Here is a 21914-nt window from a genome sequence, read left to right on the forward strand (position 1 = left end):
CCCCTCATTAGGAGGGGGACTCCCACGCCAACGTGCACCCTATCCTGCCGACAAGCTTGCGATGCGCAGTCGAGCTACGGACGCGCCGTCGTGCAGTCGCAGCGGCCAGGGCCGGCAACTCTCACCAGGACAACTCAATGAAGCAATTTCAGGGCAAGGTCGCGGTCATTACTGGCGCCGCTTCCGGATTTGGCAAGGCGTTTGCGCTGCATGGCGCCGCGCTGGGGATGAAGCTCGTCCTTGCGGATATCGATCAGGGCGGCCTCGACGCCACGCTCGCCGAGCTGCACGCCCTGGGCAGCGAAGCGACCGGCTTGCGCACCGACGTGTCAGCCGCGGCAGAGATGCAAGCGCTCGCCGATCTCGCCATGACCACGCATGGCGAGGTCAATCTGCTATTCAACAATGCAGGCGTCGGCGCAGGCGGCCTGATCTGGGAAAACACCCAGAAGGATTGGGAATGGGTACTGGGCGTGAACCTCATGAGCGTCGTCCATGGCGTGCGCATCTTCACTCCGCTGATGCTCGAGAGCGCCGCGCGCGACCAGACCTTCGAAGGGCACATCGTCAACACGGCGTCGATGTCCGGCCTCGTCAATGCACCCACGATGGGCGTGTACAACGTGTCCAAGCATGCGGTCGTGTCGTTGAGCGAAACGCTCTATCACGATCTATCGCTCGTCACGAACCAGGTGCACTGCTCCGTGCTGTGTCCATATTTCGTGCCGACCGGCTTCAACCGGTCCGACCGCAACCGGCCCGCCGATCTCGCCAATTCGCACACGCTCACGCGGTCCCAGAAAGTCGCTCAGGCGCTTTCGGACAAGGCCGTCACTTCGGCAAAAATCAGCGCCGCCGAAATCGCCCAGATGACTTATGACAGCGTGCACGCAGGCAACTTTTATATCTATTCGCACCCCGATGCAATGCAGCCGGTACAGGTTCGCTTCGAACAAATGATGGCGGGCGCCTCCCCAGGAGACCCATACGCCGGTCACTCAGGGCTTCGGGAAAACCTCGCGAAGGCATTGCAAGGTTGAACACCGCTTTTGACCCGTGCTGCTCCCTCCGGTCCACCGAAATGAACAACACCACCGAAACGCGACGCCTGCTCCATTCCCGCACAGTGCGTTGCGATGCCTTCGATCTCGGCGACGGCCTCTTCGAGATCGAGGGCCGCATGCAGGACGTCGTTGCAGACGGCACCGATCTGATACTGAAGGTCGTGCCGGCTGGCGCTCGCCTGCACGACATGCGCATCGTCATGACGGTTGACAGGGACCTCGTCATCCGGGCGATTACCGCGCGGATCGAAGAGAGTCCCACCGTCTATTGCAACGAGATCGAATCGGCCTATGCGGCGCTCGTCGGACTTCGCATCGGTCCGGGCTTCAGGCGGCAGGTCAAGGAGCGCGTCGGCGGCGTCAAGGGCTGCACGCATTTGTCGGAGTTGCTCGGTCCCATGGCGACCACTGCAATGCAAGCCGGCTTCTCGATGGAGCGCGCCTTGCCGCAATGGCGGGAGCGTCTGCAAGGCGATACGCCGATACCGCCACCCACGTTCATCGACAGTTGTCACACGCATCGCGCAAACGGCGATGCCGCGAAGGTCTTCTGGCCGGAACGGCGCCGCGCGCCCCGTCCTCTCGGCGCATCGTGACATCGATCGCGCCGGCGGCGCCACACGCCGCTGGCTGCCAGGCATGAGGCTGCATCGCGGTACGGCGAAGCCCTGGCAATGCGCGATCCGGCGACTCGGTCCTGCCATCTGACTGAACGTACCCGATCCGGGAATCCTCTCCTTTCATCTGCAGCGACGCCATGTCATCACACAGCAACCCGTCTGCCTCGTCACTCGAAGTCTGGCTCAAGACCACCACCGTCTGGCTCGATGCGATTTGCCGATCCGCGCCCGTGAGCGAGAACGGCACGCATGTCGAGTTGTCCGATCTGGCTCGCGCCAGCAAAACATACTGGGACCAGCAAGCGCAGATCTGGTCGTGTCTATGGCGTGTCGGTGCACCCAGCGGCCTCGAAGCGCCAGAAGACCGACGTTTTCTCGACAGGGAATGGCATGAGCACCCCTGGTACAACGCCATCCGGCGGTTGTATCTCGCCAATTCGCGGTTGATTGCCGACGTCGTCGAATCCGCCGACCTCGACGCGTCGACGAAGGAGAAATTGCGCTTCTTCGCGAACCAGTTGATTGACGCAGCGAGCCCCACGAACTTCGCCGCCACCAATCCCGAGGTGGCACGGCTTGCCCAGGAGTCGGGCGGCAAAAGCCTCGCTCAGGGGCTTGCCAACCTGAGCAACGATCTCGCGCGGCGGCAAATCACCATCACCGACGAGGCGGCGTTCGAGGTCGGCCGCAACGTTGCAGTCTCGCCGGGTTCGGTCGTCTTCGAGTGCGAGCTGATGGAGCTGATCCAGTACGCACCGCTTACGGAGCAGGTCGCGTGCCGGCCGCTTGTGATCGTGCCGCCGTGCGTGAACAAGTTCTACATCCTCGATCTGCAACCCGCCAACTCGTTCGTGCGCTACGCATGCGAGCAGGGCTACACCGTCTTCCTGGTTTCCTGGCGCAATCCCGACGCGTCACTTGGCGATCTGCGCTGGGACGACTACGTCGAGAGCGGGGTATGCCAGGCCATACGGGTCGCCCGGTCGATCGCCAGGGCCGACAAGGTGAACACACTCGGCTGGTGCGTTGGCGGGACGTTGCTCGCATGCGCGCTGGCCGTCCAGCGCGCGAGCGCCGAGGACACGGTCGCAAGCATGACGCTGTTGACCACGCTGCTCGATTTCGCTCAGCCCGGAGACCTGGGCGCTTTCGTCGACGAAACGAGTGTGCGGTATCGCGAGGCCATCGCTGGACCAGGCAGCATTCTTTCGGGCAAGGACCTGGCGCTGGTGTTCCAGATGCTGCGCGCCAACGACCTTCTGTGGCCCTATCACGTCGATCAGTATCTGAAAGGCGGTCAGCCGCCGCCCTTCGATCTGCTGTACTGGAACGCGGACACCACGAACCTGCCCGGCTCCATGGTTGCCTGGCTCCTGCGCAACACCTATCTGGAGAACAATCTGCGCGTTCCCGGCAAGGTGAACGTGTGCGGGCATCCGCTGGACCTCGGCTCGATCAGCGTGCCCAGCTATGTCCTCGCAGCCGAGGCCGACCACATCGTGCCGTGGCAGGCCGCATACAAGAGCGCGTTGCTCATCGGCAGCGAGCCCGAGTTCGTGCTTGCCTCCAGCGGACATATTGCGGGTGTGATCAATCCGCCGTCGGCGCACAAGCGCAGCTACAGGACCCGGAAGTCACTTGCCCAAACGCCAGACGCCTGGCTGGCCGACACGAAGGTCCATCCGGGCAGCTGGTGGACGCATTGGAGCGCATGGTTGCGCCGCCACGCCGGCGAGGCCATTGCTGCACCCACCCGGTCTGGCAACGACATCTGGACGCCGCTTGCGCCCGCGCCGGGCCGCTATGTGAAGGTGCGCACCCTCTGAAATCTGCAGGACCGTACCACCCGCAATTTTCGTTGGCTCAGGGATCGCGCCCGATCCCAATGCAGTTGCAATCAGACCACTCAGGAAGAACCATGAGCTACACCTCGCCCATCCGGGACATGATGTTTGTGATGACCGAACTGGCCGGATTGGACACGATCGCGCGTCTTCCGGAATGCATGGACGCCACCCGCGAAACCGCGCAGGCCATCCTCGAAGAGGGCGCGAAGTTTTGCGAAGCAGTGCTTGCGCCATTGAATGCCACCGGAGACCGTCAGCCGAGCGTCTGGCACGACGGCACCGTGAGTGCGTCGCCGGGCTTTGGCAAGGCGTTTGCGCAGTTCGCCGAAGGGGGCTGGCAAGGTTTGATGCATCCGGTCGAGTACGGCGGCCAAGGCCTGCCGAAGCTGCTTGCCGCGCCGTGCCAGGAAATGCTCGTGGCGGCCAACCTGTCGTTCGCAACCTGCCCGTCGCTCACCGACGGCGCCATCGAGGCCCTGTTGCTCGCGGGCTCCCCTTCGCAGAAGGCACTGTATCTGCCGAAGCTCATCAGCGGCGAGTGGACCGGCACCATGAATCTGACCGAGCCTCAGGCCGGCTCGGATCTCGCCATGTTGCGCGCCCGTGCCGAGCCTGCGGAGGACGGCACGTACCGCATCTTCGGCACGAAGATCTTCATTACGTGGGGCGAGCACGACATGGCCTCGAATATCGTCCACCTCGTGCTCGCGCGCACGCCCGACGCCCCCGAGGGCGTCAAAGGCATCTCGCTCTTTCTCGTTCCCAAACATGTGCCGACCACCCACGGCTCGCCGGGCGCGCGCAACGACGTTCAGTGCGTATCGATCGAGCACAAGCTCGGGCTCAAGGCGAGTCCCACTGCGGTGCTGCAATTCGGCGACCGGGGTGGCGCGACGGGCTTCTTGATCGGCGAGGAAAACCGCGGCCTCGAGTACATGTTCGTCATGATGAACGCTGCACGCTTCGCAGTCGGCCTGCAGGGCATCGCCCTGGCCGAGCGTGCGTACCAGAAGGCCGCGGCCTATGCGAAGGAGCGCGTCCAGAGCCGCCCCGTGGACGGCTCTTCGAATGCGGCTGTTCCCATCATTCGCCACCCCGACGTGAAGCGCATGCTCGCCACCATGCGCGCCCTGACCGAAGCCGCGCGCGCGCTGGCTTACGCGACCGCATCACATCACGATCTCGCCCTGCACCATCCCGACGACGCCGTCCGTTCCGAACATCGAGCGATCAACGAGTACCTCGTGCCCATCGTCAAGGGCTGGAGTACCGAACTCTCGGTCGAGGTCACGAGCCTCGGCGTTCAGGTGCACGGCGGCATGGGTTTCATTGAGGAAACTGGCGCGGCGCAGTATTACCGTGACGCTCGCATCCTGCCGATTTACGAGGGCACCACGGCTATCCAGGCCAACGATCTCATCGGCCGCAAGACTGTCCGCGACCGCGGTGCCGTGGCTAAACAGATGCTCGTGCGCGTGGACCAGACGCTAGCCGATCTGCACGCGCATCGCGCCTTCCAAACCCACCCCGCGTTCGCCGCGATGTACCGCCATCTTGAAGCGGGCCGGACGTCGATGATGCGGGTCATCGACTTCATGCTCGCTCGCGCAAAGTCCGATCCCAACGCGGCATTCGCGGGCGGCGTGCCTTATCTGATGCTTTCCGGCATTGTGCTGGGCGGCTGGCAGATGGCGCGCGCGCTCATTGCCGCATGTGAACGCGAAACGCTCGATCCCGTGTTCTACGGTGCAAAGATGGCGACCGTGCACTTTTACGCCACGCACATTCTGCCGCGCGCGCTGGGGCTGGAAGTCGCCATTCTGAGCGCAAGGGGCAACGAAGGCGTGCTTGCGCTCTCCGACGCCCACTTCTGATTGACCGATCATCGGGAACCCGCGTGGCGGTTCGAAGCCGCACGCCACGCACGATACGTTCAGCACCCGCAGGGCAGCTGCCAGAACCGAACAGGAGGTTGCGTCGTCAGCTGTTTGCCATGCAAGCGCCAGACGCGGCGACGCAAGCATGCTCGTTAGAATATCGAGCGATAGATCCCGTGGATATCCTTCAGCGTGAGTTCGCAAGGATTATTGGCGAGGAGCCGCGTCTGACTCATTGCATCTCCCGCCAGCCCGCAGAGATCCGACTCGCCAATGCCGACCTCCTGCAAGCGCATCGGCAACCGGAGCGTCCGGGGTAAATCGGAGAAGTAGGTGACAAAAGATGAGGCCCGGCTCGCCGCCGTTCCAGTAATGCCAGGCAATACATATCTGGCGAGTTGCGCGTAATGACTAACCGCGCCTTTCAGGTTGAAGCGCAGCACGGGCGCGAGCAACAGTGCATGGGCGATGCCATGCGGCACGCGAAAGCGCGCAGCGACAGGCTGCGCCAACGCGTGCACGGCCGCCATGGCAACATTGGCGACCGCCATTTCCGCAAGGCAAGCGCCAATCAGCATCTGCTCGCGCGCCTCGATATCGGTGGGGTTATAGAAGGCGGCGTGCAGATTCGACGCCATGAGGTCCAGCGCCTTGCACGCAAGACTGTCTGACACGGGGTTTTTCAGGCGTCTGGACGTGAACGCCTCGATTGCATTGACCATCGCGTCGATGCCCCCCGCCGCCGTGACGGCGGGCGGAGCCCCGGCGGTCAGCGTAGCGTCGAGCAGCGCGAGATCGGGCAACAGATGCGAGGACACCACAACGTTCCTGTCGCCACGAGGTTTCGTCACGACCGACACGCGTGCGGCCAGCGAGCCCGTTCCGGCCGTCGTGGGCACGAGTATCAGCGGCAGGCGTGGACCACGCGCCCTGTCGATACCGTAGACGTCGGCCAGCCTTTCGCCGCTTTTCGCGAGCAGCGCTGTGAGCTTTGCCGTGTCGAGCGAGCCACCGCTTCCGAGACCCACGACGCAGTCGGCCTCTGCCGCGAGCGCGCGGCACACAGCCGCTTCGATGATGGATTCGGAAGGATCCGCCTGCGTTTCCTGGAATAGCTGGTAGCGAATCGCTGCGCTTTCGAAGCCGTCTAACACACTCTTCAGGAATCCGGACGATGCCACGCACGCGTCTGTTACGATCAGCACCGAACGGCTCCCGAGCGAGCGCACCTGGGACGCCAGACGACGGGATGCGCCGTGCTCTACAACGATCGACTGCGCCGTCCTGAACGAAAAAGGTGGCACTACAGTGTCCCCCGGATGATTACTTCGCTTTGCGGACCCGTGACGCGCGCGTCCATCCGCGCTAGGAGAACGTGGTGGTGCCGCCCTGCTACTGCTGCACGGTCGTGGTTTCCGCCTCCAGGATAACCGGCAGCCCCCTCTCCGCCCACGCCCGTGCCGCGTCAAGATAATGCTCTTCAATGACGCCGCGCTTGATCTTCATCGTCGGCGTGAGAAAGCCATTATCGGTCGTCCAGCAATCCCTGACGATCACGAAGAAGCCAAGCTTCTCGTGATCTTCGAGTGTGGCATTGACTTCGTCGAGCAGCAAACGCAGTTCCGCGCGTAACGTTTCACGCGCCGCAGCGTCGTCCAACTCGCCTCTGGCCGCCGCCGACAGCATCAGGATAGCGAAGGGTTGTGCGAATGCGGGTCCTGTGACGCAGACCGCTTCCACCTTCGGGTGACTGATCTTGTTCTCAATGGGTGCGGGGGCGACATATTTCCCCTTGCTGGTCTTGAAGATCTCCTTGACGCGCCCCGTGATCTTCAGTCGGCCGATTTCGTCGAGTTCGCCGCGATCGCCGGTCTTGAAGAAGCCATCCTCGGTCATGCTCTGCGCCGTCAAGTCAGGCTGGCGATAATAGCCGCGCATCATCGTCGGAGTCCTCACCAGAATCTCGCCGTTTTCGGCAATCCGACATTCGACGCCAGGCATCGCCTGGCCAGAGTAGCCAAGCCGCACGAGGCCAGGTCGGCTGTAGTGCGAGTAGGAGAAGTTTTCCGTCATGCCGTAGACGTCCAGAAGTTCGAGCCCGAGCGCACGGTACCAGTTCGTGATTTCCTCGGGCAGCGGCGCGGAGCCCGTAAAGGCAATCCGCGTCGCATCCAGCCCGAGCATCGTCAGGATCGTCTTCTTGAGCGCGTCCGACTCGGGGCCAGACGTATGCAACAAGGCCTGCTGGTCTTCCGGCAGCTTCGCGCAAATGCTCTGATAGAACTTCGTCCAGAGCCTCGGCATGGAGATGAAGACCGTTGGCCGCGCACGCTGCAGGTCCTGGGAAAACGTCGCAAGACTATCGTTGAAGAACACGCGGAAACCATGGCACAAAGAATTCGCTTCGACGAACGAACGCTCGGCCGTGTGGGCCAGCGGCAGATACGACAGCACGCGATCTTCGGGCGTAAATCCGCTGAAGATGCCTGACTGCGTCGCGTACGCGAAGATCGTGCCGAAGCTGTGCATGACGCCCTTGGGCTGGCCGGTGCTGCCCGACGTGTAGATGATCGTAGCCAGATCGTCGGGCCGCGGCAGGCGCACATCCTGCAGAGGCGCAACGTCGGCGATGATGTCTCTCCACTGGGATGCCTCTCGCAGAGGCGGCGATAGAGGAAGGCCAACCAGGCGCGCCTGCGGCGGCAGGACCTTGCGAATCTCCTCCCAACCGTCGGTTTTGCCATCGAGCTTGCCGATAAACACCACACGCACGTCGCAGTGTTCGAACACATATTTTGCGGTGTCGGCGCTGACGGTTGGATAAATCGGCACGGAAATGTGGCCTGCGAGCCAAATCGCCAGATCTGCGGTGATCCAGTGCGCGCTGTTCTTTCCGACAATGGAAATTGCACTGCCCGGCGGAAGTTGCAATGAACACAACCATGCGGCCATGCGCCGGGCCTCATCCCCGACCTCTTGCCACGTATGGTTCACGACCCGGCCATCCGGCGTCGGTTCGGTCAGATAGATTGCATCGGGTTGCACACGCTCCCAGTGCAGGAAGCGATGAACTAGGGTTCCCGAATCGGTGCCGCTCATCAATGTCTCCATTTTTTGCCGGTTCCGCCATGTGCGGGCCGTATGGGCGTTCTTAACTTGTGCGGCCGTGAGCCGATGCCACGCGTGTGACGATTGGACCGTCTCGCGGGGCGCCCAGCGCCATTGCGACCTGCCACATTTGTATGCGGGATACCCAACGATACGCTGATACGCCACATCGCTCACCCACCCGTTAATAGGGGTGACTGCTGGGGGGCACTTCGGGGGAGGGGTATTTCGGGGGCGACGGCGGTTTCTCCGGAACGATGCAACCGGCGTGGACCGCGCTCGTTTTCAATCTCTACGCTGCCCCAAAGGAAGAAGAAGCTATCGCGATCCACCATATTCCAGCGTCGATTAAGCTGACGGGTCTTGTCGGTGTGCCGAATCGGATTCATCGTCACGCCGCTCAGGCCAACGCCCTTCGCCACCCGCCCCATCAGCCTGATCGCTAGAGTTACCGACGCGCGTCTCGCCAGCAAACGAAGTGACCGCGAGGATAAGCCTGGGCGCAATCAATGAGCTTTGTCCGGGCGCTGACGTGATGTGGAATCAGACGCGCCCACGGCACCGGGGGACTACGTCACCCGATAGCACCATCTGTCATGGCCAACGTGAAGAGCGACGCGAATTCATTGAACTGGTTCATGCCGAAAAAGCGTGGCGATCAGATCACTCTTCCAAGCTGAAAGTGTCTGTCGATGTGATGTGTGAAAGCGCGTCAATCACGGCGTAGGTTTCTGCAGAAAAATCACGCGGCGTAGGTTTTTACTCAACGGAGCAAAAAACCTACGCCGACGTGGCAGACCCAGATAGAGAAACGTGAACAGAGACTCATCTGTCAAACGTTCGGAATTGACCAACAAATCCTTGCAAAATCAATGCATTACAAGACGCAACCTCAAAGCCCGATCGCTTCTGGGGAAGGTTGGCCTTACGGTTTCTCTATTCGTTCATTATTTTTAACGATCCGGAAAAGCTGGACTACCACACCAACAGCCCCAACCGTAAATCCTTATAAATCAATCAATTGAATGCACATCGCCTCAGTCAAAACTGATTTTAACTATGCATTCCTAAACTACTCGTTTTCTTCGAAGTAGTGAATTGGCCTTTTCCGGCAAGCCTTCCTTTCGAAAGTTACGCCGAAACCTACGCCGAATGGTCTTTCGATTGGTACGACGCCTTCACGGCGCCGAATCGGCGCTGTGCCTTGAATCAAGGTTAGTCACAAGGAGACTCCATGTTCAAGTCCAAGCTACGCCGAGCGCTGACCAAGGAGCGGCAAACGACGGTGGATAGCAGGCGCCTGGATCGGGAGGCTACCGCGCAGCGCTAGGCTGATCATCCGGCGAACGAGCCGAAATCAGATGTACCGCGCTTTGGCGAACGCCCGTCTCGTCACTGAAGACCGACGCATTCGCGGGCCGGAACTTACTGGGTGACGCGATAATTGCCGATGGCATGGCGGATTGCGGTCTCGGTGGGGGCACTGGGGATATCTTGCTTCACAGCCTGCGATCTACCCCAAAAACTACCCCCACGAATCGGTGGCAGTCAACGGAATGAAGCGGCTACACGGGGACGTCCGGGAAGACCGGCGTCCCTATCCAATCTGGACTGAGGGGTGAGAAAAACGGAACGTCCAGGAACACCCTGGAACGCTTTGGAATGGTGGCCGCAACTTCGCAGCGTCGATCGGACTGGTGCCCCGGCAACACAGTACAGGCGGGCGTAGTGTCCTGTGCGGAATCAGCAAGCGGGGTGACAAGCATTTACGCCACTTGCTCGTACAAGGCGCCCGCGCGGTCATCCAGCGTGCAGAGCAGCGTACCGACAAGCTCGGCGACTGGATCCGGTCCATGCTGACGCGACGGCACGCGAATGTGGTGGCCTGCGCCGTTGCCAACAAGCTCGCGCGGATCGCCTGGGCCGTGCTGACCAAACACACCGCATACGATGCCGCGCGCCTGGAGCACGCGAACTGATTCACCGTTTCACCCAACAAGGTTTTGCGAGTGCTGGAAGTTTGATGGTCCAACGGCACAGCGACCGGACGAAGAACCTGACAAGTTGTACAGCTCGCAGCAGCTGCCGACATTTTGAGGATCGCCCGGTGCGGTTTTCATCGCGGAACAGCGATTCCGGATAGATTTGCGCAAGCCACGAAGACATCAGAACCAGAGGTTGCAAATCTCGGGCTGGCCATAGATTACAACTTAGCGGGGACAAAGAAAGTATCACATAAGATTATGTAAAATAATGCGAGCCGTCAGAGCGAAAATCGAAACCGGCATACGTTTAGAGCCGCCAGTTGATGTAATCGACCGAACCGTTTGGTTCGGCCGTCCATACAATATAAGGTATCGCGTCCGCAAGGCTCCCGAAACATCGCTCGATTTCGCCAACCTCGGCTTCGGATCAGGGGCGATTAGCGGATAAAGGTTGCTTGTATGGCACCCCCCAACACGCGCCGGCACGTCCGCGTGAGCCGGATGGCCAGATCGCAACCTTTATGCTCCTGCAAGCCAATCAAAGTACTTATATCCCGACGACTCGCTTTCACGCGCTCGTATTGCTTCATGCCCCGGGAGTTGTCGCCTCCCGTTCCTGCAACGCCCGCCACATGATTTTCCCGCTTCCGGACTTCGGGAGCGACTCGACGAATTCGGCAATGCGCGGGGCCTTGTACGACGCCATGCGTTCGCGCGCCCACGCCACGATGTCGTCTGGCGTGACCTCCGTCGAGCACTCCGGCTTCAGCACCACCACGGCCTTGACCGTCTCGCCCCGGTGAGTGTCCCGCGCGGCGATCACGCACACCTCCTGGATGGCCGGATGGTGGTACATCATCGCCTCGACCTCCGCCGGCCACACCTTGTAGCCCGATGCATTGATCATCCGCTTCAATCGGTCGGCCATGAAGAAATAGCCATCCTCATCCCGCCATCCGAGGTCGCCCGTGCGCAGGAAACGCTTGCCGTCGATTTCGACGAACGCTTCGCGCGTCGCGTCTGGATTGCGCCAGTAGCCTTGCATCACCTGGGGTCCATGCACGATGATTTCGCCGGTCTCGCCGTCCTGCACCGGCGCCAGAGTCAGGGGATCGACGATCCGGGCGTCGACGTCGAAAACAGGAATCCCGAGGCACTGTAGCTTCGGATGCAACGGTGGATTAATATGCGTCGCGGCGATTGTCTCCGACAAACCATATCCCTCGACATATTCGATCCCGGTGAGCGCCTTGAGCTTTCGCGCCACGGCTTCCGGCATCGCCGCACCGCCGCCCCCCATACAGAGCAGGCTCGACAGATCATATTGGCCGATTTCCGGATTCGACACGAAATCCACCACCATCGTCGAGATCGACTGCCAGTAAGTCACGCGGTGACGCGCGATCATGCGCGCGGCCACGGTGCGATCCCAGCGCGGCAGCACGACCACCGTCGCGCCGCTGTAGAGCGGACCGTTCAGGCCGCCTTGCATGCCCGTCACATGAAACATCGGCAACACCGAGAGCGCGACAGTGTCAGGCGTGCCGCCGAGCCAGTGGACTCCGCCGACCGCCGTGCACATGACGCTTTGATGGGTGTGCATGCAACCTTTAGGTTTGCCGGTCGTACCGGACGTGTACGGCATGACGCAAAGATCGTCGGGGCCGGCCGTCAGCGGTCCGGGCCGCAGCTGCAGGTCGAGCGCATCGGACCAGTGAGCGACCCTCGGACCGTCGACATTGCGCTCGATACCGACGAAATCGGGGGGTGCAATTTCGGATGGCCGTTTCAGGTAGTCGCTGTACGTCGCAACGACTACATGGGCCAACTCGCCATCAGCATCGCCGACCAGCGGGGCAACGCGCGGATACAGGTCCTGTGCGACGAACACGGTGCGCGCCCCGCTGTCCTCCACGTAATGACGCAGCTCGTCCGTCATGTTCATCGGATTGACCGGCACGACGACTGCGTTCGCGCGCAAGATCCCGTAGTAAGCGATCATCCATTGTGGACTGTTCTGCATGTACAGGAGTACGCGGTCGCCGCCCTTCACGCCACAGCACTGCTCCAGAAAGCCCGCCACCCGTTCGGCCTCATCCTTGAACTGCGAGAACGTGACCGACGTGTCATAGAACACGATAAACGGTTTGTCCGGATAGCGCATTGCCGAGACTTCCGCGTTATAGAACAGGTTCGTCGCCGGAAGCGTCAGGTGCGGTGGCAGGTAAGCTGGCCAGAGAGGTGGCCGGGTATCAGACATGGACTGACTCCGATTTTGTTCAAGAATCACTGGTTACAGGTGGTCGCCGACATGTCCTTGCAAAAGACGCAGTGTAGGCAGGCTGTAGGGTTGTCATGGTTTGCAATCGCGGCACATGGGCATGTCCGAGTCGAACCGGATACGGTTATAGCGGGAGACATGCCAGGTGTCGCCGGTTGCCTCACGCGCCCGGCGTCACGTATGACGTTCCGGACGCTGGGGTATTCGTACCGCTCGTGCGATTTCTGGTGGCCATGTCGAACAAATCCATATAAATCAGCCACTTGGATTCATTCTTTTCGTGCCTGGTTGACTTACCGGTAAAGCCCCGTCGTGTGGGCGCCAGAGGTCGCAAGCGCCCAGACATTACGCGAAAGGAACGAATACCCCCATAGGGGTCGGCTTCTAAATTGAGGGTAGACCAGACTGAGATCAATTGACATGGTCATTTGACCATAAACGAAAATTCGCGGCAACCTGGTAGTTCCACGGCCTTCAGGTGAGCGGCTTCTTGCAATGAGTCGCTCTCGTTCACTGCCTCACTCGCTGGTCCGTCTCGCGAAGATTATTCTTCTGGCGCTCACATGCCATTGGCCACATTCCCTGGAAGCCATTGGCATCCGCTTCAGGTGCGGGGGTTCGTCACCCTCCCCTGCACCGAATCGAGGATCTGCTCGTCCAGCGCCGCCTGCAACGCATGGCGTGTGCGCCGGACGGCGTCTTTGCCTGCCGCGTCCTCCGCGAGCCTGTGATGCGGCATCGGGAGCACATGCCAGTCGCGCCGTGCGCCGCAATCTTGCGCCAGCGCGTGGTAGTCGGCCTTGATCCTGCGCTTACGGAACAGGTAGCGCCAGCTCGAATAAACGTGCGCCTCGTTCGACAAGATCAATGCCGTTTTCGCCCCCATTGCGCGAGCGAGCGACTGCGCAAGAAATATCGCCAGCGGCTTCGGACGCAGCCCCAGCCATTTGCGCGTCAAACAGCGGTAAAGCATGCGGCCGTCGACAGAGGTATCCGGGCCCTGGATGCACCCGATCAGCAGTTTCGGGCGTCCTGTCCTGCCTCCCAGCGACGCGAGGCAAAACGAGCAGGACACGAGGCGCGTGCCCTCGGCATCGTGAATGCAGAGCGTCCAGTCGCCTTCCTTCTGAAAGCGCTCGAATGCTTCCATGGTCACGTCCCATGACTGATTTGCACCACTGATCGTCGCAATCGCTGCTCTGCCGGTTTCCATCAACTCGCGCGCAATGTGCGAAGCACGGGCGGCAGTAAGGTGATCGTGCTGGAGACTTGCGCGCAGCCGCTGATCGGCGACGTGGCCACGCGTTACGTCGAAGCGCGCGGTTATCAGTCACGTCTCGCACTCGCGCGCGCTACGGTGGATTCGCAGCAGGAAACCGCGCGTCTCACCCGCGTGCGTTACGAGGCAGGCGCGAATTCCGGACTCGACGCCGCGAATGCGTCCGGCCAGGCTCAGGCAACGCTCGCCACCATTCCCGCACTCGAAGCGGCCTACGCGCAGACCGTCTACAGCCTTTCCGTGCTCACGGGCCAGGCGCCGGGAGCGCTGATCGCGCGCATGCAGCAGGGTTCAGGACGTGCCGGTGCCGCCCCGCCCGTCGCGACGGGCGTGCCCGCCGACGTGCTGCTCGCGCGCCCGGACGTGCGCGCCGCCGAACGGCGCTACGCCCAGAGCACGGCGCGCGTGGGCGTGGCACAGGCCGCGCGCTACCCGCGCGTGACCCTCGTCGGTGCGCTCGGCACCTCGGGCACCCAGTTGCGATCTCGCGCACCATTCGTCGATCGGCTGGTCGATCGGGCCTTCCGTGACGATTCCGCTGTTCGATGGCGGAAGGTTGAAAGCAGCGGTCGAGATCGCGGACGCGCAGCGCGAACAGTCGTTCATCGCATATCGTTCTGCGGTACTCGGTGCCATGCAGGACGTGGAAAACGCCAGCGTGGCGCTCGCGCGCGAAACCGAAAGCGTGCAGAGTCTGCAGCATTCCGCCGATGCGTACGGCGAGGCGCTGTCGATGGCGAAATCGCTCTATCGGTCCGGGTCGACGGGCTTTCTCGAGGTGCTCGTCACCGACCGCGCGCAGTTCGCGGTGCGGGACGCGCTGATTCAGAGTCGAGTGCGCGTCACGACCGACTACATCGCCTTGAACAAGGCTTTGGGTGAGGGATGGGATGGGGCGCCGCAAATCTGATGCGGGAGATATTCCACCTGATGCCAAACATCTCGACCAAACGAACCGACGGACCTTCTGACCTGCGGCGGAATGTTGTAGCCAGGTAAACGGTGAGTCGTGTGTCGATATTCTTGTACTCCAACCAGCCGCCACGATTCCCGAGGCGGTTCACTGGCGTCGTCACACCAAACATTCAGGCGCCCGATCAATGCGGGCAGCGGACGTTTCACTCACAGCCAACTCGCGAACGCAGTTGGCAAAGCGCTGAAGAGCCTCCAGGGAACCATACACGCTCTTGTACTCTTCGCGGCCGATCCGCCCGTCCAGCACGACCAGCATTCCCGAATCATTCGCAATCCTTTCCAGGTCCATCACAACCTCCCTTCAATTGCCAATCAGTGCACAGGCCTTCCTCAATCCGCCTACAGAGAGGCTCGCATCGTAGGCCGTTCCGACGCGGGAGGAAACACACGCCACGATCCGTCATCGTGCCGGAAAAAGAAGATCGCGAGTGCGCCCGACGCGCGCAGAGACTCCACACGTACGCACCGCACAGGTCTCGCGTTCGGGTAACTCATCCTGGTCAAAGATATCGGCGAAGCCGACGTCGGGGCCAGCCATTTGTCGATCAAACTTCGCAAAGATGCTACGTCGCTACCCATCTCCCACTCCTTCACCTACGGCGCCATCGCGGCTCCAGCCTCGAATCAGGATTGCATACATCAGACCTATTATTTACGTCTTATTGACCTAATAATAGTCGCTATATGACCTATAATCAAGCCCGTCGAGAGCAGGGGAAACACCGACTGCCGCAACCCCGTTCCCGGCTATAACCGCCGTGGTTTAAGCCGTTTTCAGTGATTGAACCCCCGATATTCGAGAGCAAATGAGCACGTGCGCCTGCGGTGATCATGAGCGCACTGTGGGACTAAACTGGATCCATGAAAGCACAATGACGCTTCCTTCTACCATCGAAGCGACCTATAATTTGAAACAGGTCCAGGCAAACTGCTGGGAGGAGGGGCGACGTGCAACAGAAGCCGGTAGAGCGAGAATCCTTGGGTGGTTTCGAAGAGACAAGACCTGATCCCAAGCCGGTTGAGCGACGAAACCGGGGACAGCGCATGACGGAGATCATCCTTGCCGCCCGGCAGACATTCCAGGAGGATGGGTATGCCGGATTCACGACGCGCCGCGTCGCGGGTCGCGTCGGAATTACATTGGGAAACCTTCAATACTACTTTCGAACGAAAGAGGAATTGCTTCGTGCCGCGCTGCAGGCATATATGCACGAGATCGTCAGTGACTATATGGCAATCGCAAACCAGCCCGGTGTCAACGCCGCGCGGCGTTGCTCCGCACTGGTGGAGCGCATTTTTCACGACATCACCGAAACCGATCTCCCGAAGTTCCTGTTTGAAATCTGGGCTTTCTCCCGGCACGAACCATACATCATGGCGCTGGTTGACAATATGTACGCCACGTATCGGGGCATCTTTGCGAAGTTGCTATCAGAGATCCACCCCACTCTGACTGGCGAAGAGTGCCAGGTGCGTGCATCCGTTCTGGTCGCGCAGACGAGTGGAATGATGATCTTTGCTTCTCACGGCGGAGATCCAGAGAAGGACCATGCAGAATTCATTCGCATGACAAAGCGAGCTGTAAAGATGATTGTTGGCTTGTCGGCACAGACGCTGGAAAGCGACAGTCCCCTTCACAGTTCCCGCAATCATCAGGCAGGCACCAGGGGCAGCGTGCACATCGGTGTCTTTGGGTCTGAGGAGCACTTGCAGCACGGACGCTTCGAACTGAGCGTGCGGCAGACAGGACAAGATCTCCCCTACTACCGGCCAACGCTCCAGGGGCGGCGTCGGGAGGTAAAGATCAATGAAATCGTCTCTACCGCCGCGACCCTTTTGGCCACGGAAGGATATGCGAACTTTACCCAGGCGCGAGTGGCCAGGGAACTTGGAATCTTGCCATCAGCGCTCCAGAACTACTTCCCGACACATGACGACCTGCTCCGGTCGACAATTGGCGCGCTAGGGAAGGCCTATCTGGATCGCTATGCGGAGATGGGCAAGCCGAGCGGCAAACCGGCACTGGAGCGTCTGCATGAAATCGTTGAGGACGTGTTTGAAGAAGCCTGTGATCCGAAGGTATGTCGATTCTCGTTCGAGATGTTCGCGCTGGCTCAGCACTCGGATATCACGCGTGATCTCGTAAAAAGAATGTACTCGGCGTATCGGGCGATTTATGTCGATCTGGTGCGTGAGCTAGACTCGTCCGCTACGGCGCGCGAATGCCTCGCTCGCGCAACGCTTCTCGCAGCGCAGATGGAGGGCATAGCGAGCTTGATGTTTGGTGTGCAGCAGCAAACACCGGGCATCGACCGCGTTCGCGAACTGATGAGGACCATGGCGATTCACATTGCGCACGGAAAAACTGCCACAAAAGGTGCGGCGTAGGGCCGGCGCATTCGCTGGCCACACCGATGGGCCAGGGCGCGTGTGTATTGCGAGCAGGTCACTTGCCGGCCGGCGACTACGCCAATCGGCCATGAGCGAAGAATGTCCGGTGCGTGCATCCCTGTTTGCCGCTCAGACGGATGAATTGATGATATTGGCTCATCGCGACGGTGACCCAGAAAGTGACTATCTATAATTCATCTGCATCACGAAGCAAGCTGGCTGCTAAAGATGACGTTCCCGCGCGACTCGTTCGCACGGAACGCCATCCATGAGCGTTCGATCGGCACTTGAGTGGCGCACGTGGAGTAACTTAGCCGCTGCCCACGCTTCTCCTGCCACTACTCTGAATCCACCCGCGCGAACCCGAGAGTAAGACCGAAAGCGTCGAGAATTGTCGCCGAAGTCCTGGCAATTCGCTTCGCCATTACCTCCGGGGTCTCTCGTATAGTGCCCTGGCGAAGCCAGTGCACTACCGTCCAAACCAATCCCCCGCCAAGCACTGTCAAGCAATCCTCCTCCGCTTCCGTACGAACACCTTCATAGGGCGGAAGGATGCGGCCCGCGACGAACGTAACCAGGTCATCAAAAAACGCCGATGTAGCCGCGTCGTTAAATACGGTTAGATAGAAAGATTGATGGGCACACATATGCTCAAGAATCAGAGCAGTTTCCATTTCCATTGATTCGACGAAGGCGACGTTCGGTGGGCTCAGCAGCGTGCCTTGCTCCTCGACGAATGTGAAAGCATTTTCGAGTCTCACCAACGCCGCCCGCTGAGCGGCCGCCTGCAGATCGGGAAAGTGCTGATAGAACGTGGGGCGCGCGACGCCAGCGCGCTGCACCAACTGAGCAATGCTGCATTTGTTCAGGGGGGCCTCATCGAGCAGTTCGGTCACGGCGCGGACAAGGGAATCGTAGCTGCGTTGAAAGCGAGGATCCGCGGGATTAGGGCTTACATCAGGTGGCATAAAAAGCTCTAGACAAGTTAGTGCATCTATTTTACATTTGTTCAATAGACTGAGATACAACGTACTGGTACATCGGACATCTGAAAGGCTATTGAAATGAAATCCTCCGCCCTCGCCCCTCAGCCGCCCCTGAAACCCATCATCGGTCATCTGATGGAAGTCCTGGGGCCGTCGCCGCTTGCAAAGATGATGGACCTCGCACGAACTTACGGACCGGTCTATTGGTTCGAGGTGTTCGGTCAAGGTTACTACGTTGTCAGCGGACAAGCACTTGTGAATGAAGTGTGCGACGAAAGCAGATTTCAGAAATGTGTACACCAATCTCTGCTTGAACTTAGGCCCGCTATCGGGGATGGGCTATTTACAGCATACAGTGATGAACCGAACTGGGCAAAAGCGCATCGGGTGCTGATGCAGGCGTTCGGCCCGATCAGTATTTGGTCCATGTTTGACAAAATGGTCGACATCGCTGACCAGATGTTTCTCCATTGGGAACGATTCGGTCCGGAAACGGCTGTCGATGTGTCCGATCATATGACTCGGCTAACGCTTGATACGATTGCCCTGTGCGCGTTTGATTGTCGTTTCAATAGCTTCTATCGTGAAAGCCAGCATCCATTCGTAGATGCCATGGTGAATACGCTCAGCGAAGCGGGAAAGCGCGAGTTGCGGCCAAAACTTGTTTCGAAGTTGATGCTCAATCGCGGTCGCAAATTCGACTCGGACATCGAACTCATGCGGTCGCTCGCGACCGAAATGATCGAAAACAGGCGGAAAAATCCGCGCGGCAGCGATGAAGCGATGGACCTCTTGGACCGCATGCTGCACGGCGTTGATCCGGTTACAGGAGAGAAGCTCAACGATGAAAACATTGTCTTTCAGATGATTACGTTTCTTATCGCCGGGCATGAAACGACAAGCGGACTTCTGTCTTTTGCCACTTACTTTCTCCTCAAAAATCCGGATATTCTGCGGAAAGCACGGGAAATGGTCGATGAAGTTGTTGGTGACGAGGTACCGCGGATCGAACATCTCGCGCGACTTCGCTACATCGAACAAATCCTCATGGAGACGTTGCGAATCTGGCCAACGGCGCCTGCGTTCGCGGTGACCCCGCTCGAAGACACCACGTTCGGAGGCAAATACGCCGTTCGTCCAAACGACATTATTCTCATCCTGACTCCCATGCTGCACAGGGATGTAAGCGTCTGGGGTGAGGACGTCGAGACGTTTCGTCCCGAGCGATTTTCACCCGAGAACGCTGAGAAGCTTCCTCCGAATGCATGGAAGCCTTTTGGCAATGGTGCGCGCGCATGTATTGGTCGGCCTTTTGCAATGCAGGAAGCCCACCTCGTTTTGATAATGCTGCTTCAACGCTTCGACTTCTCCTTCGCTGATCCGAACTACGAATTGGCGATTGCTGAGACACTTACGCTGAAGCCAACAGATTTCCGCGTAAACGTGCGGCCACGAGCACGAGGTGCGCAAAGGGCGTCAAGCAAGAACCCTCACGTCTCCGTGAGTGCTCAAAGCGCTGACGCAGAGTCGGTTCAGTCAACCTCCGAGGAAGGCTCGCCGAATATGCTCGTGCTCTTCGGCGGGAACACAGGTTCCTCCGAATCGTTTGCCCGACGCATAGCAGGGGACGCAAATCGCCACGGATTTCATGCCAAATGCGCTCCTCTTGACGACTTCGCAGAGAAACTCGAGGGACATTCTGCAGTTGTAGTCGTAACCGCCTCCTATGAAGGACAGCCGCCAGACAATGCAAAATTATTTGTCCCGTATGTCGAAGCAATGAGCGAGGGTGCGCTGGACGGTGTTAGTTTTGCGGTGCTTGGATGCGGCAATAAACAATGGGCACGCACATATCAGGCAATCCCGAAGCGAGTCGACGAGGCCCTCGAAATAGCAGGTGCCAAGAGAGTTCACGTCAGAGGTGAGCTGGACTCCGGTGGAGACTTCTTTGGCGAGTTTGACCGATGGTATGCCGAACTGTGGAATCGCTTTGCGATTAGCGCAGGGAAGGAAGTCCCTGTTGTGCAACATGACGATGCTGCACTGAAGGTCCGTTTCGTTCAGAATGCCCGTGAAAAATTACTGAATTTTGGTGACATGGCGCACGGATCGGTCATCGACAACCGGGAACTAGTAGATCTCCGCGCGTCCGGCAGCCGCTCCAAAATACACATCGAATTAAAGCTTCCGGAGACGATGACCTATCGGTCGGGGGATTATCTGGCGGTTCTGCCCCGCAACGCCAAAAGCAGCGTCGATCGGGTCTTACGCCGGTTTCGCGTGAGTTGGGACACCCAGGTGGTCATCGAGGGAACCTCGAGTAATCCGCGTCTTCCGCTCGGTCAAGCAATGGGTTGCGGTGAACTGTTTTCGAGCTATGTCGAACTCGCCATTCCGGCCACTCGATCGCAGGTATCCAGTTTGGCCGCCGCGACCCGCTGTCCACCGGAAAAAATGGAGCTTGAGCTCCTGAGCACGGACGAATTCGAAAATGAGATTCTGGGAAAGCGCACGACCGTCATGGATCTGCTCGAACGCTTCGGATCCGTCGATTTGTCGTTCGAAAAGTTCCTCGATATGCTGCCGGCGCTAAAAGCACGTCAGTACTCGATCTCGTCGTCCCCGCTTTGGAAAGCGGATCATGTCACGCTGACGGTAGCAGTGGTCGATGCGCCGGCGCTCTCCGGCAATGGCCGCTATGAAGGGGTGGCGTCTTCATATCTTGCTCGCCTCAACGCGGGTGACAGCTTGTCTGTTGCAGTCAGGCCATCAAATGCGCGCTTTCGGCCACCAGCCGAAGTGAATCTTCCTATGATCATGATCTGCGCTGGCTCCGGTATCGCGCCGTTCCGCGGCTTTCTGCAAGAGCGCGCGTTACAAAAACAACGGGGAGAAAACGTTGGCCCGTCGCTACTTTTCTTTGGAATTGATGACCCTGACGTTGACTTTCTCTATCGCGACGAACTCGACGAATGGGCAAACTGCGGCGTGGTTGAAGTGATGCCGGCTTATTCCAACCGCCCAGAGCAGGGTGCTCGCTTTGTTCAAGACAAAGTTTGGCTTGAACGAGAAAAAATCTCAGCACTATTCGCACAGGGGGCCACAGTTTATGTATGCGGGGATGGGAAGAATATGGCGCCTGCCGTGCGTGCCACACTAGGCCGCATCTATCAGGATACAACTGGCGAGAACGACGAAAACGCTAGCGCGTGGATAGACACGATGGAGAGGGAGCAAGGCAGATATGTAGCTGATGTCTTTGCATGACGGCGGCACGATTTGTGCAGCCTCCGCCTGGCGTGGCGGGGCTGTATAAATCTTTAGATCGTCGAGTTGCCGCTGCAACGTACTCATTTTTCTAGAGTCGTTACAGAAATTGGTGGCTGACGACCGCGCAGGTAATCGACATTGGCCCCGGCAACGCAGCACAAATGCTTCATCGCGATGTCGGTAACTTTCCTCCCCTTTGCGCGCTCGGGGTCAGGGGTCCCAGGGTGCTTA

At 59.6% G+C, this 21914-nt stretch carries 13 protein-coding genes and 2 pseudogenes; 9 read left to right on the forward strand and 6 right to left on the reverse strand.

What is annotated here, in order from left to right; translation table 11 throughout:
* Positions 1 to 137 precede the first annotated feature (137 nt).
* The 4 genes from P5W98_RS18465 to P5W98_RS18480 all read left to right on the forward strand — a co-directional run bounded on the left by P5W98_RS18465 (position 138) and on the right by P5W98_RS18480 (position 5405).
* Positions 138 to 1040, forward strand: a complete 903-nt coding sequence (locus P5W98_RS18465) for an SDR family oxidoreductase (protein WP_421026603.1) — start codon at positions 138 to 140, stop codon at positions 1038 to 1040.
* Positions 1041 to 1081: 41 nt separating this feature from the next.
* The gene (locus tag P5W98_RS18470; protein ID WP_421026602.1) at positions 1082 to 1660 is read left to right on the forward strand and encodes a DUF2889 domain-containing protein; all 579 of its coding nucleotides are present in this window, start codon (positions 1082 to 1084) and stop codon (positions 1658 to 1660) included.
* A gap of 161 nt (positions 1661 to 1821) precedes the next feature.
* A complete protein-coding gene (locus P5W98_RS18475) occupies positions 1822 to 3510 on the forward strand; it encodes a PHA/PHB synthase family protein (RefSeq protein ID WP_421026601.1) in 1689 nt (562 codons plus the stop codon).
* Positions 3511 to 3602: 92 nt separating this feature from the next.
* Complete coding sequence (locus tag P5W98_RS18480; protein ID WP_421026600.1) at positions 3603 to 5405, forward strand: acyl-CoA dehydrogenase; 1803 nt, start codon at positions 3603 to 3605, stop codon at positions 5403 to 5405.
* Between the two features lie 155 nt (positions 5406 to 5560).
* Here P5W98_RS18480 and P5W98_RS18485 read toward each other — a convergent pair whose 3' ends face one another.
* Both P5W98_RS18485 and P5W98_RS18490 read right to left on the reverse strand, forming a co-directional pair.
* Complete coding sequence (locus tag P5W98_RS18485; protein WP_421026599.1) at positions 5561 to 6712, reverse strand: iron-containing alcohol dehydrogenase; 1152 nt, start codon at positions 6710 to 6712, stop codon at positions 5561 to 5563.
* A gap of 88 nt (positions 6713 to 6800) precedes the next feature.
* Complete coding sequence (locus P5W98_RS18490) at positions 6801 to 8507, reverse strand: AMP-binding protein (RefSeq protein WP_421026598.1); 1707 nt, start codon at positions 8505 to 8507, stop codon at positions 6801 to 6803.
* A 1658-nt stretch (positions 8508 to 10165) separates the two neighbouring features.
* Between P5W98_RS18490 and P5W98_RS18495 the strand changes: the two are divergent.
* Positions 10166 to 10495 (forward strand): annotated as a pseudogene (locus P5W98_RS18495) (transposase); the annotation flags it as partial.
* A 592-nt stretch (positions 10496 to 11087) separates the two neighbouring features.
* On the opposite strand, the gene P5W98_RS18500 reads toward P5W98_RS18495, so the two are convergent.
* Both P5W98_RS18500 and P5W98_RS18505 read right to left on the reverse strand, forming a co-directional pair.
* Positions 11088 to 12761, reverse strand: coding sequence for a long-chain fatty acid--CoA ligase (locus P5W98_RS18500; RefSeq protein ID WP_421026597.1), 1674 nt, complete (start codon positions 12759 to 12761; stop codon positions 11088 to 11090).
* 625 nt (positions 12762 to 13386) lie between these two features.
* A complete protein-coding gene (locus P5W98_RS18505) occupies positions 13387 to 14112 on the reverse strand; it encodes a DUF535 family protein (protein WP_421042734.1) in 726 nt (241 codons plus the stop codon).
* On the opposite strand from P5W98_RS18505, the pseudogene P5W98_RS18510 reads away from it, so the two are divergent.
* Together P5W98_RS18510 and P5W98_RS18515 are read left to right on the forward strand one after the other, a co-directional pair.
* Positions 14077 to 14253, forward strand: a pseudogene (locus tag P5W98_RS18510) (efflux transporter outer membrane subunit); the annotation flags it as partial. The gene P5W98_RS18505 and the pseudogene P5W98_RS18510 overlap by 36 nt on opposite strands.
* Positions 14254 to 14587: 334 nt before the next feature.
* A complete protein-coding gene (locus tag P5W98_RS18515; protein ID WP_421026596.1) occupies positions 14588 to 14971 on the forward strand; it encodes a TolC family protein in 384 nt (127 codons plus the stop codon).
* A gap of 162 nt (positions 14972 to 15133) precedes the next feature.
* Here the strand turns inward: P5W98_RS18515 and P5W98_RS18520 are convergent, their stop codons facing one another.
* Entirely contained in the window at positions 15134 to 15325 is a 192-nt protein-coding gene (locus P5W98_RS18520) for a hypothetical protein (protein WP_421026595.1), read from the reverse strand.
* Between the two features lie 755 nt (positions 15326 to 16080).
* Here P5W98_RS18520 and P5W98_RS18525 point away from each other — a divergent pair.
* Positions 16081 to 17424, forward strand: coding sequence for a TetR/AcrR family transcriptional regulator (locus P5W98_RS18525; protein WP_421026594.1), 1344 nt, complete (start codon positions 16081 to 16083; stop codon positions 17422 to 17424).
* 341 nt (positions 17425 to 17765) lie between these two features.
* On the opposite strand, the gene P5W98_RS18530 is transcribed toward P5W98_RS18525, so the two are convergent.
* Positions 17766 to 18323: a TetR/AcrR family transcriptional regulator gene (locus tag P5W98_RS18530; protein WP_421026593.1), complete on the reverse strand. Its 558-nt coding sequence runs from the start codon at positions 18321 to 18323 to the stop codon at positions 17766 to 17768.
* A gap of 168 nt (positions 18324 to 18491) precedes the next feature.
* Here P5W98_RS18530 and P5W98_RS18535 point away from each other — a divergent pair, with 168 nt between their 5' ends.
* A complete protein-coding gene (locus tag P5W98_RS18535) occupies positions 18492 to 21680 on the forward strand; it encodes a bifunctional cytochrome P450/NADPH--P450 reductase (RefSeq protein ID WP_421026592.1) in 3189 nt (1062 codons plus the stop codon).
* Positions 21681 to 21914 lie beyond the last annotated feature (234 nt).

The sequence above is a fragment of the Paraburkholderia sp. A1BS-2L genome, from assembly GCF_051125205.1.
Classification (GTDB): Bacteria; Pseudomonadota; Gammaproteobacteria; order Burkholderiales; family Burkholderiaceae; genus Paraburkholderia.